This window comes from Virgibacillus natechei, assembly GCF_026013645.1.
Classification (GTDB): Bacteria; Bacillota; Bacilli; order Bacillales; family Amphibacillaceae; genus Virgibacillus_L; species Virgibacillus_L natechei.
In genome coordinates this window covers 2,920,533-2,934,753 of record NZ_CP110224.1, presented here as the reverse complement: position 1 = coordinate 2,934,753, position 14,221 = coordinate 2,920,533, and the positions used below count along the sequence as shown (strand labels likewise).

Sequence of the window (14,221 nt, the reverse complement as noted above, 5' to 3'; positions counted from 1 at the left end):
CGGTTCCCCTACGTACAATTATTTTTACAAAACGTGGTTTATCACCAAGCCTTAGTTGCAGAATAGGAAAACTTCCTTATCTGCTAAAAATATTTATTGGCTAAATGTTCTGCAGTCCTTGTGGCGAGCGCTTGTGTCGTCAAGGTTGGGTTAGGTCCCCCAAGGCCATTATAATCAGCACTATTGTCGGCAATGTAGAGTCCTTCCACCTGATAAGCTTCGCAAGACGAGTCAACGACAAAGCCCATCCGCATCGTGCTGTGTATGTGGATGTAATAATTTGGTGGCAGGTCACTTCGGTGGATTTCATTCGCACCTGATTGCCGTAACATATTTGTGGCGACTTTTACTAATTCCTCTCTCCTCTTTATTGATTTTTCAGTTGGTGTATAATGTACGAACGGAACCGGTCCATGTTCATCTTTAATATTGGAATCGAGCTCGACTCTGTTTTGATAATCTACCTCGTCATCGGTGACGATTAAAAGTGTGAGTGATTTTCTGTAGCCGTCCATGGCTTCTTCCAGTTCGGAACCAACGAGTCTTCCGCGTTGCTCCCATAAACTTGAATCAGACCCGCGAAGGCTGTTATAGCCATATTGACTGAAGCCGAAAAGTTGCATAGCGGACAGACCCGGGCTTTCTCCAAGATTTTCAATCATACCGAGTCCGGGATAATCAAGCCGTGCGCCTGAAGTATGCCCAACAAATGGATTAACGGATGGGCTACCTAAAATCTCCATTAATGTTTGCTCATCAAAAGTTCCTGTTACCGTATCCATATAATGGGTGGTCATACCGCGCCCTACCCAGTCATTATGAGGTAATACAGAGTTCAACCAAAGGCGTGGTGTTTCAATACAGCCTGCCGCCATCACGATAACTTTCGCGCGCAATTCTTCGGTTTCACCTGTCCATGTATCCCGTATTTGGACTCCTGCCGCGCGCTGACCTCGCTTGTCACCATGCTCTGTTACTACCTTCGTGACAAATGTATTTGGCCTAAACGTCACATTACCTGTCTTCATTGCCAGGGGAACATAACTGACATTGGTTGAGCGTTTCGCCATTTTTTCAAGCGTTGGCCCATATGGACATCCTTGCCCGCAATGACCACTTAATGTACAACCCTCCATATGACTTAATTCTTCTAAAGAATACGCTGGATCCATAAGATGTTCATTCGGTGGCAAAATTGCATTCGGTTGTGGACGGTACCCAGGGCTCGTTGCATCTAATGTTTTATTAAGGCTAAATCCTGCCTTTTCGGCCCCGTAATAAAAAAGTGCTTCTTTCGATGTTGTTGGCGCAAATTCAACTGGTAATGTTTTTTCCACTTTTTCATAATAGGGGACGAGTTCCTTATAACGAATCGGCCACTCGTTATCAATCGCATGGGGAAATGCCCTTAGTGAGTTGGCATAGTAATGAATGGTAGACCCCCCGATGCCAGCACTTTGCCAAAGTAATGCGGGATCAGGGATGTTGCGATACCAAGGTGTGCGTCTGCGGTCAGCCGATCCCCAACGGAACTTACCAGTAACTAAATCATTCATATCATCTTCAAGTCTTGTCAGCTGTTTGCGATAGAGGGCACCATCCAAATCGTTGGGGTTGGAACTTTCTTTTGCCTCTCCACGGTTTTTATTCGGTTCAGGCCATTTTTTATTTCCATACCAAGGACCAGCTTCAAGCACCAATACATCGATTCCTAATTCTCCAAGCTCTTTGGCAATAACGGGGCCGCCTCCACCAGCTCCAATAACAATCACATCAGAATCTATCTGCATTATTCATCCTCATTTCTGCCTGTTTTTTAAAATTCTTGGCTCATCGCCGAGAATTAGTGGCGAAAGCTTTTGATTTTTCTTATACTATTTTCCTTAAAGTGCACGTTCAAAAAGAAGGATAAAAAGAACTGGGGCGGCATGGGGTCGCAGCCTTCCTGGGGCTGCGCGTGAATGCTCGCCCCACCGAAAAAATTGTGCGTCGAAAGCTCGATGTGTCATTTTTGCCCGACTTTTTGAACAACCGCTAAAACAGTAAAGCTAATTTGCTTCAGCAGCTTTTACCTGTTTATAGCTTAATAAAAAACCACGGAAATCACGGTAACCCAATGAAACACCAGGATAACCAATCAGCTGCCAATTTAAAGGGAAAAATTCGAGTCGTCGATTCTCTGGTGGAAGTAAACGTGTAGAGCCATACGCTGGCCACTCGGAATAATAACCTAGCATGGAAAAGCGGTTCAGTGCATCTGTCATATGTTTGATCAATCCGCCATTATTTTGATAAGGGGATGGCAACAAATAAAGGTCGAGGTTTAGATTTTCTAGTGTAGCTAACACTCGAATTCGGTCTTGCCGCGAAAGACAAGAAAACATTCGTCCCCCTGGAAAAAAACTTTGCGGAGAGGCTTGGACTTGATGTGTATTCACGAGCTGTATTGCTGCGGTATCTAACATCATTGCTGTAGGATAAGCGAGAGGTATAATGGTGTGATATAGTTGTCGCTGAACCGAAATGTAGTGATCCAACGCATAAATAACAAATTGATAAACCCCCATATCCGAAGCGCTGTACGGATACTCATAACCGTATTGCGGCGTGGATGGGAGTATAGCATCCGTAAGAGCCTGGAAAGTTGCCTCTATATACGCTTGAGATTGAGTAATAATCATTCACCTCCTTTTTGGGTGCCTGTTCCTTTTTGGGTGCCTGTCACTTCCCGTTTTTTGTCGAATCAGTCAGGTATATAAATCATGTGCATTATTTTCTATTAACCAATCGATCGTGACGAGGTACCTTTCATTTTCGGTTAATGAATAGGAAATCTTGCAAGGGATGAGTGTATTAGCATGATACGTAGTGTGGTATGTGTAAAATGATGTATACCCACCGACAACTAGATATTTGCCTGTTACTTCATCAAATACGACTTCCGGTAGAGTTAAGGCATTGTTTCCACCTTTCATTTTATCATGCTGTAACTGCTTTTTAGGGGGTTCTGAGTCTTTGAGTAATGGTTCTATGCTACCTAAGTTAATATATATATAATGTATGGGATGCAACTCTTGGAACGCAGCACTCATTGGCCTTCAGTCCTTTCTTAACCAAACGTATGTAATAGAGGGGTTGTATTATGCTACTAATTGTATAATCGCCGATTTACCTGGAATCGCGTTTGGGAATTACGTATTCCTGTCGAGTAAAATCAATTAGAGGAAGTTGTACTATCCGATTAATGTACATATGGATTGAGTCAGACCTGTGGCTCATCATATTTTCGATAAAATGGGCTAAAAATCGGGAAGTGACAGGCGCCTGGCCTAAGTAAAGAAGGAGCCCTTTATTTAAAAAGGGCTCCTTTTGACATTTATGTGGTTTTAATTGGTAGATTAATAAGTCTAATGATGGGATTGTCTAAGTTGTTTAGAATGGTGAAATGACTCTTTTAAATGAATGGAGGATATACAATCAAAAAGGTTTCATAGAAAACATGTCCTAACTTTTAAGCGCGCCTTCCTGTTCAATAGAGCGTAAAGAAAGGATCTCCAAAATTTTATCATGACGCTTTCTGCTTTCAGATAGGTCATTTAAGTGCTCCGTATTTCGAACTATTTGATTAGAGTTACGGTCGATTTTTTCGCTTAGCCTCGTTTCTACTTGGTCAATGTAATCTTTTGTAGCAAAGGACTCGAGGTCGTGTTTTGTAGCCATGCTAACTTTAATGTCTTTTATTTCATCCACAAGTTGCTGAAGTAGTTGGTCGCTCATCATTATAGCCTCCTTCCTTCAATAGATATTAATAAAATATACCACGTTTTAATAGGCGGTGCAATTGTATGAATCTCCATTCTTAAGCTTTAAGATTGAATTTTCCTGTATGTAATCATGTAAAAATATCATTTTTAATCAAATAACTAGTAAATTGATGTGTAAATGAAGAGGAAAAACTAAGTTTCACTAGAATAATTTTGTTATAGAGAAAGCTTAGATCCATAATCATTTTATTTTGCAGACGCCTGATCGTCTAAAGAAGATAATAATGAAGTCAAGGTTGCTTCATTTCATGGGTGTTGTCGTTTTTAGGTATACGTATGCAGAAAGCACCATGACTAATAAGGAGGAATAGCTAGTGATGATTTTTCATCCCGTCGAAAGGCTTGATTGAAAAATAAAAGCGTAAAATAATTCAAAATGTAAAGGAACTGTCGCTGACGTGATCAAGCTACAGGAGTGCCATTTTAGTTAATAGGAATTTTTTCCTGTTTTTGCTAAATAAAGTCTACGAAGGGGGTTAAAGTGATATAGTCTACTGTAGCAGATTATAAAAACAAAAAGGGGATGTTCAGATGGAAAGTATGATGGAAAGTAAACTTGTAAAACCTGTTACTTTATTGTTAATCATGTCCATGCTAATTCTTCTTGTTACCCCTGCTGTATCAGCTGCAAATGCGCAAGATGCAGCTGAAGAGGAAAAAAATGCCGCTATGCAATTAATTGAATACGTTGAAAAGGATAAGGCGGAAGGAATCTATTTTTTCGATAAAGATCGTGCGATAAAAGATGGAGTTGCTAGCGAAACGATTGCGCAACTTCAACAAAATTTCGAGAAACTAACGATGAACCAACAAGGATTGCTTTATGATGTGAAGCAAGGAGATCTCACCACGCAAGCATGGCCTGCTGTTGTTGCAGCATTCTTGGCTGGTGCAGTTGCTGGATGGCTGATTGAAGGATTGTTGGATTATGGTGTAAACTGGTTATGTGATAATTACAAGTACTATAATTCTGCTACCCAAGTAGCATGTGATATTTGGGGTTAATACAATATAGAGAAAACCATTTAAATCGAGGTGTGTATGTAACATGGGAAATGCAATTCGCAACATTAATTTAATGGGTTATTTTATCTATGGGCTTACACTGCTTTTATTTAGCAGTATAATGAATCGGCTCATCTTCTACCTATTAAACATAGAGAATAACATTTTTTTAGACCTTACTGTGTTTTTAGGAGTTGCCGCAATCCTGCTCTTTCTCATAAAAAATATACCAATTTTCCAGAAAAAGGATTAGCTAGGAGAGCCTGTTGTTAGCTAGAAGTGCCTGTTAGCTAGAAGTGCCTGTCACTTCCCGGGTTTTGTCGAATTATATTATAGAAGCTGTTAGATCTAATGTGTTTTTTTAACATGATTCGATCTAGCAGCTTTTTATTGCGTTTCACTTATTTATGCTAAATTCGATTAAGGTTCCTGTAATTCAGCTTCGAGCGCCCTCAATCTTTTTCCATTTCAAACTGCTGAAAGATGGTGTTTCGTTTGTTTTGATATACTTCTCGTCCGGCAAGCAAGTTGATGATTTGCACGTTTCTTTGAACGGATAAACCTAAATTTGTGGCTTCTGTACCATGAGAATGCTCCAAATTTGTTAAGGTAAAGAAATGGTGATTTCGTTGATCGTTGAATATGAGTTGATGATCCCTGGTAACTTTATAACGCTTGTCGTCTTCCCATTCCACTTCCTCTTCAAAACGATCATAGAACCATGTAGGAATATGTGGTTTATAACCTGTTGCTAAGATAACTTTATTCGTTTCATAATCAAATGTATTTTCTTTTTGCCACTGGTGACATTGCAAGCTATACGTGTCCTTATTTTTACTTATATCCTTTACTTCTGTATTTGGCTGGATCGTCACTGGCGCTTTCTTTTTCCCGATCGATTTATGATAAAGCGTATCGTATAATTCCTTTAATGTATCTGGATTAATTCCTTTTCTCAGTGTTCCTAACGTTTCCAAGGTGTCATTGCGCTGCTGAAAATCAAGCGAATGGAAATAATCCACAAAATCAGGCGAAAACATTTCCTGGCCCAATTTGGCATCTTCCAACTGAAACAGTCCGCTTGAGCGTGTGAATAACGTTAGTTGAAATTCTTTATTTTCCTGTTCCTTCAGCAAATCTAGGAAAACTTCTATGGCACTCTGCCCAGAGCCCACTACCGTAATATGAGGAGACTGAATCAAGTTATCTTTTTCGTACATGTATCGACTCGTATGTAATACATCTTCCTGTGGCTGGTCTTCCATCGCGTCCAATATCATCGGTTCACTACCAGTCCCCATCACTATATTTTTTGTGAAGTAAGCGGTTCGAGTTTTGGTCGAAGTGTCTTCCACGATCACCTCATAATGAGGCTGCTTTGCTGTTTTATGGTCGATAACGTCTACTACTTCATAACCGAAGTGCAACGGTTTTAATTGACCTACGCCCCATTGTAAGTAATCGTTATATTCCAGACGGGGGACTTCAAACTTGCTGAAGAAATAGAACTGGTAAAGGCGATTATGTTCGTGTAAATAGTTGAGATAAGTGAACTTGCTAGTTGGATCAGCAAACGTAACAAGATCTCCTATAAAAGGGGTTGTCAAATTCATTCGCTCCATTAACATTCCCGGGTGCCATTCAAACTTCGAAGTTTTATCGAAAAAGACACCATCAAGTTCAGGTGTTTTCTCAAGAAGAGCCGCTAATCCGAGGTTATAAGGCCCTATACCAATTCCAATAATATCGTATAATTCTCTCGACATCTATTCCACTTCCCTCTGTAATATTGGTTTTTCTTACTATACCCGTTTTATGAGAAAAATATGTGGCGCCTGTACAGCGTACCCTTTATACTAAGAGTTGGAATACATTCGACAAAATATAACAAAACTCGGGAAGTGACAGGCACCGAGAAAGGAACTACATATAATGCCATTTAAAAAAACGATTTCCTGGGCTGCTGTTGGTCTTTGGATGGGGTTACTGTTTTACTTTTCCCATCAACCAGCAACCCAGTCGAACGAACTGAGTACAGGAATAACAAACACGATCATCACAACAGTTGAGAGCATGGCTCCGAATTTAAATCTAGATTTAAGTAACCTTAACCATTTCGTGAGGAAAAATGCACATTTCTTTGCCTATTTGGTACTTGGGATACTTGTCATGAACGCCTTAAGGAGAAGCGGTATGCGTGGATATAGGTGCATGATAACGGCGCTTTTGATAGGTGTACTCTATGCTATCTCAGACGAAGTGCACCAGCTATTTATCCCCGGAAGAAGCGGGGAAGTAAGAGACGTGCTCATCGATACCGCCGGAACCGCTGTAGGAATTGGCGTGTATTGGCTAGTAGCTCGGGTAGGTAGGTGCCTGTCACTTCCCGGTTTTTAGCGCATTTTGTCGAACGTAGTGGAAGTCAGCCACTGCGCTTTTCTATGAAAATAGGTAATGCGTTAATGCTTCCTTCGTAAAATTTTCTTCTATTCCATTTTTATTAAGAAAATACTCGACAATGCCATCTTTGCTTAGTCCGAGCTCCAGCAATCCACTTGTAATGGTTGATAAATATGCTGCAGATGGTTTGGTGAACGTCGTGTCATCTATAGGTTGATTGCTTGTGAATGTAAACATGGGATAGCCATCTTTATCACCTAAATATACTAATCGGCCGTACCAACCTGAGTTGACGCTTTTGTGTCCTTTTTCGATCACGTCATGCAGATCAATATCCAGGTCATATTGGTTATTTTCCTGTGCGACGACTTCGATAAACTGTTCATCTGTAATTAAATACTTTCTGCCAATCGTCATGGTGTTGTTCATCGTTTCGTGACCGATGAAAGCAACGCCGCCTTCTCCCCATTTGCTTCGTTCCTTCGAGAAATAGAGGGGATAAGCAAGCTCGACTTTTTCACTAGCCTTTGGAGGAGTCTTATCCTCGCAACCTGTCTCTTTCTTAGTGGACCCATGTGGCCGATCCCCATTTATATAGCACAAAAATCGCTCTTGGAAAATGTTTGACCCAAAACTCACATACCAAACATCCATTGTTATTGCCTCCTTGTTTTCGTGGTACTGTCACATACAAAGGTTCCGTTCAATTCTTAGGGTCCCCCAAAAAAACAAAACGAAAAGTCATCCGTATGGGTAACTTTTCGTTGTTGTATAGGAAACTATCACTAGCGTTGCATAAAAAAGTTTTGAAAAAGTCAACTATTAAATTTCAGGCCCAATAACGGATATCTCAATTTTCTGATATATACTTTGTTTTATTTATGAAAAAAAGACAATAGGCGCTAAAGGTAGCCCTTCATCCATTTTCTGAATTTTATATACTATTCATTAAATAATTGGATCATATAGTTGATCATCTAAGTGCAAAACATCTCCAGATTCGTATTGTGCTAAGGTTTCTTCAAAGATTTTTTCGTGCTCTTGCCGTCGTCTTCCACTGGATGTGCGTTCAGGTGCCTTGAATACGTTGGAAATAAAAGTTGTCATTGATTTAGACCAGCAATCACTAATCCAGTGAAGCATTTGCATAAGTGTACCTTTATAGCCTATTTTGTTTTTCATCAAAAGCGTTAAGCAGAACACAATCATAGCTAAGTATAGTTGGTTATATACGGCATTTTCACTTTTTCCATACAACTTTTTGATAATGAGATGTTGCTTTACCCATTTGAAAAAAAGTTCAATTTGCCAGCGATTACGATAAATATCACTGATTTCCTGTGCACTCAGTTTCGCATCATTACACACAATTCTAATTTGATTTCCTTCACTGTCTCGTGTTTCTACTAATTGAACTGGTTTTTTCATGTTTCCCATTTTCACGATGGCATGACGGGTGATTGGAGAAGAACTGTCAACGGGTAATTCTTCGATTACATGTACCACCGTATTCTTTTTAATGCGTGTAGCAAAACGAATATTATTTTTCGAGTAATCGTCAAATTTATCAAAGTTGAAATAGCCTCGATCCCATACATGAAGCACGTTTTTATCCGGCACAATCAATGCATCCAGCTGTGTTTCATCTGCAGGTCTTGCCGGTGTAAGAATAACTTTATTTGGGTAAGAAAGATCATCGCAAAAGGAAATGGAGGTATGCATCTTCACCCCAGCTTTTGTATCTCGAAAATCTGCCCACTCATATTGACTCAGACACATTGAAATGGTTGATGAATCAATCAGATGAAGCTTTCCAAGTTCTTTGCTTACCATTCTCGGTCCAAGTGTATGATGCAGTTTTTGAATTAAATGATGGAGGATTACCTCAAACATTTCGTGTGGGATCTCCCTATTTTTTCGGGAAAGTTGTGATTTATTAATACTTTCTATGCCCACTAATCTTTGAACTGTTTTCTGACGTTTAATCGTGTCACTTACTCGCTGAAGATTATCTAGTTCTTTTAGTTGTGCATAGATAAAAGTTTTCGTATATGCCAGTACATCGAACTTTTTGACATACTTATCAAGCCCGACGTGGTCAATCATTTTTTGAATTACTTTTGAATCTAATGGATGAATGTATTCCTTGAATACAGTTTTTATGGTATTATTGTCCATGGTTGCTCCTTATAATTAGGGATTTGGACAGGACTACCATACCCTAATTATAAGGTTTTTTTATGCATTTTTAAAGTGAAAATTACCATTACTCTTAATTTTCAACTAAATAAATCGCTTGACTTTTGTATGAAAAGTTTATGCAACGCTAGTGGGAAACTATAGAATTTAAAAGCTGTGGATAACTTATACACTGGAATAGCCACGTCCAGCTCCAGCGCCCAGCAACTATCAAACTTCACACACCTCCACTACGATAAAGAAGACTTACTGATTGCCAAGCCGGAGGCGTAGGCAGAAGTAAAGTCGCACTTATACCCTGTGGGTGAAAAGAAGACTTACTGATTGCCAAGCCGGAGGCGTAGGCAGAAGTAAAGTCGCACTTATACCCTGTGGGTGAAAAGAAGACTTACTGATTGCCAAGCCGGAGGCGTAGGCAGAAGTAAAGTCGCACTTATGCCCTGTGGGTGAAAAGAAGACTTGCCGATTGGCTCTGCCAGATGCTTAGTCGCACTTATGCCCTGTGGTGAAAGTCAACATCGACTCACTTGTTTTAAGGAAGGCCGACTAAAACCGGGCTTGCGCTCAGGCGTCGGCATACCCCTATGATGGGGCATGTTTCCTTTTCGCTTTCCAAGCATAAGATTCACTTTGACTTTCTCCATTATTGGAGATAAGTCAAGTTCATCTAATCTCATTGTGGCAGTGGAAGTTCAACTAAAACCGCCACTTTGCGTGGCAACGTTGAACCACTCGCAGCGCTGAGCGCAGTTTGTACGTTGCTAAACGGGCGCTTGCGCTTTTGTTCTGCAATTTAGCCGTCTAGGTCTTCTGGATAATGGAGCGTATCAAAAACTTCACCAGTGTCAGCATTTTCTATAGAGATGGTCACGGCATAGTCATCTGCATCTGTGCCATCAAATAATTGGTAGAACATACCACTGACACCAAGGGCCATTGCTGCAAATCCGTCAAAACTATTTTCGAATGTCTCTTGATCTACGAGCATGGTAAACTCAGAAAATGAGTTGCTGGAAGTTATATCTTGAATGGAAGCATATTCTTCGTTGTCCGCGATCTCTTCAATAGAGTTGTTGACTTCGCTTTCAATCTCCGTCATCATTTCCTCATGCTTGGATCCCGACATTTCATACGAAACCGATCCATCGCTATTTTCGGTTACATCTTCAATTCCAGATTCTTCACTATCAGCAGTTAACGAATCGATATCTATTTCTTCTGCTTCCATGAACGAAGCTGGAAGTGTGACTTCTACAGCATTATCTTCACCACATGCAGTTAAAATAAATAGGAAACTTATCATGATAAACACTAGTTTTTTCAAAAAAATTCCTCCTATGAAATATATAATGAACACCATAATATTACCATATGTAGTCAAGTTTGTGCTCGGATTAAGACTATTTACCTACTAAACCTAAAACGTATATATTCGACAAAAAACGGGAAGTGACAGGCACTCCCCCTCGGATTCTTTCATTTTTGTTTCAAAATAGGAGACAAAATTCCGTTTCCCCTCTAGTTGCGAGGATTTTGTGAATGTAAAATGGCAATATACGATCTTGATTTTCTGCCGTGAACGATATAATCTGAGATTGATCTTCTAGTTACAAGAATACAAAACACAAAAAAGGGGGTGATGCTATTGCCTAGAAAGAAACGTATTTGGGTTCCTGATTCGTTTTACCATGTTATTAGCCGCGGTAATCGGCGTGAATTCCTTTTCAAAGACGAGTATGATTATACTATCTTTCTTCAAATGCTAGCGTCAATCAATGAGAAAATTCCATTTGAACTTGCTTCCTATTGCTTAATGACTAACCACTTTCACCTACAAATTCGTTCCCAGAACCAACCCATTTCTAAAGTGATGTCGCTCCTAAACAAACGATATGCTGATTATTATAATACGAAAAATGGCATAACAGGGCATGTGTTTGAGAAGCGATTTTTTGCCAAAATCATTTATTCTCAAGAAGACATGTTGGAAGTGAGCCGTTATATTCATCTTAACCCTATGGAAGCGGGTATGGTGCCAAGACCAGAAAGTTACGCCTGGAGTAGCTACCAGTTTTACTTGAATTCCAAGGATAATTACTTGTTAGAGGTGGGCACTGTTCTGGATTGCTTTTCGGGAAGTGTAAAGGAGAAGCAGTGGCAATATCGGGAGTTTGTCGAGGAGAAAAGGGACACTGATTAACAACTGTTTTTACCGGAGATACAATTGGCCATAAAACAGGGTGGATTCAGCCCGTGCACCTGTCACTTCTTGGTTTCGACAAAAACCGGGAAGTGACAGGCACCGACCCTTATGTTATTAATTTATAAATAGCTGTAATTTTATTTTTAAAATGATCCGTCCATGTATTGTTTGTATCTGTTTGGTTGTTTAGTCGAAAGAATTCGCCAGTGTTGAAATCAAGTTTTAATGTTACGGGCTCTTCGGCTCCAGTATAATAAATTTCACTTACCTTTAAATTGTTATATTTAAAGGTGGTTAAAGAAATAGTAGTATCTTCTACTTCTTTTATGACACTAACCTGTTCTTGTTGGAAAACGAAAATCATTAATTTCCTATCATTAACAAATAAAAATTTCGGGTAAAATATTTCTATGTTTTCTATTCCGATATACGTATTAATGATATCTACTAAAGGCTTATATCGTTCTCTTTCTGAAATATCGGCACTATTGGTCAAATTTGTAAAAAAATCAAAGTTCACTTCGGTCATCACATTCCACTCCCCTATACTTTCTTAACATCCATTATATCGTTGTTTGGGGTGCCTGTCACTTCCCGCTTTTTATCACTTTTTGTCGAACTGAAGAGGGGGAGGACTCCTAACCCTTACAATACATCAAACGAAGTTTATAAAAATGATCGCCGTGATAAGTACAATACATATGATGGAAATAAACAAGAGCGAATACTTACGCGAGCTATCAGCCTGTTGTAATTCTTGCCAGTTTACTGGTTTAATGCCACTTAACCAAAAAACGACGACAGCAGAGAGGAGGATTGAATTAACATTAACCAGTGTTAGAATAAATGGGACGATCGCTGCTTCCCAATCACCTGCACCAAGCGTCATACCAAATACGACAGCTGGTGGTAGTAAAGCGACCGAAACCATTACCCCCACAAGTGCTCCTTCATTCCGTTTAACAAAGGAAAGTGCCCCAGCAGCACCAGCAGCGAGCGCCACAATAACATCGATAATTTGAACGTCTGTACGTGCGAGAAATTCATCACTGTAAATAGGCGGATTGAAGAAAAATCCAAATAAAGCAGCAACAAATATAGGAAGTCCGATACCAAATAAAGATGTATATGTAGCTTTGCGTATTAACTTGAAATCCCCGAGAATAGAAGCGAATGAAACAGCAGTTACTGGCCCAATAATAGGGGCAATCACCATTGCTCCAATAACGATGGCAGGACTGTTCTTTATAATTCCACCCGTAGCAACAACGGCGGAAAAAAAGATAAACCACATATAACTGATACTCATCTTACTTGACTCCTCAACCGCTGTATATAATTCATGCCTGCTAGCTCGTTGCAGTTCCTTTTCTTTGCTTTCATCGTTCTCTTCTTCATCCTCCTCTCGAGGAAGGTATGTTTTTACAGGCAATAACATGACCTGATAAGCGTCCGCATCACCAATTAGCTCTTCAAAATAATTAAGAATTTCTTCTGAATCACTGGTCTCTACAAGAATTCGCGTATGCCTCTTTTCTTCTGTTTCATCAGCAATCCAATAGGAGACAACAGAAAATTCACGCTGAATACTTTCGATATCAAATAACTGCTTTTGGGCATAAATTTCAAGCAACTGTAAAGCCATACTGCATCCCTCTCTCGCTTTTGGTGCCTGTCACTTCCCGGTTTATGTCATATTGTGTCGAATCGAACGAAAATCACTCGGCACATACAGAACGAATCGGGCTAGCGAACTGTATGCCTCTAGACTCTAAAAGGTGTTCTACTGGGTAAGTAACACATGTCGCCTTATTGTTCCCAACCACCAAAATTGCATCCCATTTCCTAATACGTGTAGAATGAAAGGAAGCGTAAATACACACTGGAGAGGAAGATGGTTATTGGCAACGGTTGAACGAGCTAGGCAGGAAGATGCAAGTGACATATTAGATTTACAAAAGCGCGCTTTTCTCAGTGAAGCGGCAATATACAATGATTATGAAATTATGCCATTAAAAGAGGAAATTACATCAACCATGGCGTCATTTGAAAAAAATGTGGTACTAAAATATGTTGAAGATGGAAAAGTTGTTGGTTCCGTTAGAGCCTATGAAGAGAATGGGGAATGTCATGTGAACAGACTCATGGTACATCCAGATTATCAAAACCGAGGTATTGCGAGAATTTTAATGGAGGAAATCGAAACATATTTCACTGATGTAATCTATAGACTATTCACTGGAAGCCTTTCAACAAAAAATATCGCTTTGTATGAAAAACTTGGTTATAAAAGATATAAAACAGAGAAGCTCGATTTTGAAGACACGGTTTTCGTTTTCATGGAAAAATAGAAAAGTATAAAAATTTCCTATTCGCATAAGCGCAACTAAGGCATTGTCTCAAGGCTTGCACTCCAAAGCATAAGGGTTTTTAGAAAACTTGGCTTATCGCCAATCTTTTAATGGCGATAGACAAAGCCCGCACTTATGCAGTAAGAATTAGCTGCCTAAGAAAGCACAGAACGCTTTCATAAGAATCCCTTTAACAAATGCTCAGTTTTCTTAAAAAATAAATTTTAGGGGCCTGATTC

General features: G+C 39.7%; 14 protein-coding genes. 4 read left to right on the top strand and 10 right to left on the bottom strand.

Annotated elements, in window-relative coordinates; genetic code table 11:
• Window positions 1-83 precede the first annotated feature (83 nt).
• The 4 genes from OLD84_RS15020 to OLD84_RS15005 form a co-directional block, all read right to left on the bottom strand.
• Window positions 84-1,790: a GMC family oxidoreductase N-terminal domain-containing protein gene (locus OLD84_RS15020; RefSeq protein WP_209464454.1), complete on the bottom strand. Its 1,707-nt coding sequence runs from the start codon at window positions 1,788-1,790 to the stop codon at window positions 84-86.
• 258 nt (window positions 1,791-2,048) lie between these two features.
• A complete protein-coding gene (locus OLD84_RS15015) occupies window positions 2,049-2,681 on the bottom strand; it encodes a gluconate 2-dehydrogenase subunit 3 family protein (RefSeq protein WP_209464455.1) in 633 nt (210 codons plus the stop codon).
• 66 nt (window positions 2,682-2,747) lie between these two features.
• Window positions 2,748-3,092 carry a hypothetical protein gene (locus OLD84_RS15010; RefSeq protein ID WP_209464456.1) on the bottom strand — a complete coding sequence of 115 codons (345 nt, stop codon included), beginning with the start codon at window positions 3,090-3,092 and terminating at the stop codon, window positions 2,748-2,750.
• 412 nt (window positions 3,093-3,504) lie between these two features.
• Window positions 3,505-3,780 carry a hypothetical protein gene (locus OLD84_RS15005; RefSeq protein ID WP_209464457.1) on the bottom strand — a complete coding sequence of 92 codons (276 nt, stop codon included), beginning with the start codon at window positions 3,778-3,780 and terminating at the stop codon, window positions 3,505-3,507.
• Window positions 3,781-4,355: 575 nt separating this feature from the next.
• On the opposite strand from OLD84_RS15005, the gene OLD84_RS15000 reads away from it, so the two are divergent.
• Window positions 4,356-4,829 carry a hypothetical protein gene (locus tag OLD84_RS15000; protein ID WP_209464458.1) on the top strand — a complete coding sequence of 158 codons (474 nt, stop codon included), beginning with the start codon at window positions 4,356-4,358 and terminating at the stop codon, window positions 4,827-4,829.
• Between the two features lie 452 nt (window positions 4,830-5,281).
• Here the strand turns inward: OLD84_RS15000 and OLD84_RS14995 are convergent, their stop codons facing one another.
• Window positions 5,282-6,595 (bottom strand): lysine N(6)-hydroxylase/L-ornithine N(5)-oxygenase family protein, encoded by a 1,314-nt coding sequence (locus tag OLD84_RS14995; protein WP_209464459.1) that lies wholly within the window; start codon window positions 6,593-6,595, stop codon window positions 5,282-5,284.
• Between the two features lie 166 nt (window positions 6,596-6,761).
• On the opposite strand from OLD84_RS14995, the gene OLD84_RS14990 reads away from it, so the two are divergent.
• Window positions 6,762-7,226, top strand: coding sequence for a VanZ family protein (locus OLD84_RS14990; RefSeq protein ID WP_209464460.1), 465 nt, complete (start codon window positions 6,762-6,764; stop codon window positions 7,224-7,226).
• 42 nt (window positions 7,227-7,268) lie between these two features.
• Here OLD84_RS14990 and OLD84_RS14985 read toward each other — a convergent pair whose 3' ends face one another.
• The 3 genes from OLD84_RS14985 to OLD84_RS14975 form a co-directional block, all read right to left on the bottom strand.
• A complete protein-coding gene (locus OLD84_RS14985) occupies window positions 7,269-7,883 on the bottom strand; it encodes a hypothetical protein (protein WP_209464461.1) in 615 nt (204 codons plus the stop codon).
• 294 nt (window positions 7,884-8,177) lie between these two features.
• Window positions 8,178-9,407, bottom strand: coding sequence for an IS4 family transposase (locus OLD84_RS14980; protein WP_264917220.1), 1,230 nt, complete (start codon window positions 9,405-9,407; stop codon window positions 8,178-8,180).
• Between the two features lie 814 nt (window positions 9,408-10,221).
• Window positions 10,222-10,752 (bottom strand): hypothetical protein, encoded by a 531-nt coding sequence (locus tag OLD84_RS14975; RefSeq protein ID WP_245301650.1) that lies wholly within the window; start codon window positions 10,750-10,752, stop codon window positions 10,222-10,224.
• Between the two features lie 321 nt (window positions 10,753-11,073).
• On the opposite strand from OLD84_RS14975, the gene OLD84_RS14970 reads away from it, so the two are divergent.
• Window positions 11,074-11,628 carry a transposase gene (locus OLD84_RS14970; RefSeq protein ID WP_209464166.1) on the top strand — a complete coding sequence of 185 codons (555 nt, stop codon included), beginning with the start codon at window positions 11,074-11,076 and terminating at the stop codon, window positions 11,626-11,628.
• 109 nt (window positions 11,629-11,737) lie between these two features.
• Here OLD84_RS14970 and OLD84_RS14965 read toward each other — a convergent pair whose 3' ends face one another.
• Window positions 11,738-12,160, bottom strand: a complete 423-nt coding sequence (locus tag OLD84_RS14965) for a DUF3908 family protein (protein WP_209464167.1) — start codon at window positions 12,158-12,160, stop codon at window positions 11,738-11,740.
• A gap of 126 nt (window positions 12,161-12,286) precedes the next feature.
• Window positions 12,287-13,276, bottom strand: a complete 990-nt coding sequence (locus tag OLD84_RS14960; RefSeq protein WP_209464168.1) for a TIGR00341 family protein — start codon at window positions 13,274-13,276, stop codon at window positions 12,287-12,289.
• Window positions 13,277-13,532: 256 nt separating this feature from the next.
• On the opposite strand from OLD84_RS14960, the gene OLD84_RS14955 reads away from it, so the two are divergent.
• The gene (locus tag OLD84_RS14955; protein ID WP_209464169.1) at window positions 13,533-13,982 is read left to right on the top strand and encodes a GNAT family N-acetyltransferase; all 450 of its coding nucleotides are present in this window, start codon (window positions 13,533-13,535) and stop codon (window positions 13,980-13,982) included.
• Window positions 13,983-14,221 lie beyond the last annotated feature (239 nt).

Bases quoted from the DNA above. Each gene is read 5' to 3' on its own strand.
- OLD84_RS14965 (WP_209464167.1), bottom strand. From the start codon at position 12,160: ATGACCGAAGTGAACTTTGATTTTTTTACAAATTTGACCAATAGTGCC.
- OLD84_RS15005 (WP_209464457.1), bottom strand. From the start codon at position 3,780: ATGATGAGCGACCAACTACTTCAGCAACTTGTGGATGAAATAAAAGAC.
- OLD84_RS14990 (WP_209464460.1), top strand. From the start codon at position 6,762: ATGCCATTTAAAAAAACGATTTCCTGGGCTGCTGTTGGTCTTTGGATG.
- OLD84_RS15020 (WP_209464454.1), bottom strand. From the start codon at position 1,790: ATGCAGATAGATTCTGATGTGATTGTTATTGGAGCTGGTGGAGGCGGC.
- OLD84_RS14985 (WP_209464461.1), bottom strand. From the start codon at position 7,883: ATGGATGTTTGGTATGTGAGTTTTGGGTCAAACATTTTCCAAGAGCGA.
- OLD84_RS15015 (WP_209464455.1), bottom strand. From the start codon at position 2,681: ATGATTATTACTCAATCTCAAGCGTATATAGAGGCAACTTTCCAGGCT.
- OLD84_RS15000 (WP_209464458.1), top strand. From the start codon at position 4,356: ATGGAAAGTATGATGGAAAGTAAACTTGTAAAACCTGTTACTTTATTG.
- OLD84_RS15010 (WP_209464456.1), bottom strand. From the start codon at position 3,092: ATGAGTGCTGCGTTCCAAGAGTTGCATCCCATACATTATATATATATT.
- OLD84_RS14995 (WP_209464459.1), bottom strand. From the start codon at position 6,595: ATGTCGAGAGAATTATACGATATTATTGGAATTGGTATAGGGCCTTAT.
- OLD84_RS14980 (WP_264917220.1), bottom strand. From the start codon at position 9,407: ATGGACAATAATACCATAAAAACTGTATTCAAGGAATACATTCATCCA.
- OLD84_RS14960 (WP_209464168.1), bottom strand. From the start codon at position 13,276: ATGGCTTTACAGTTGCTTGAAATTTATGCCCAAAAGCAGTTATTTGAT.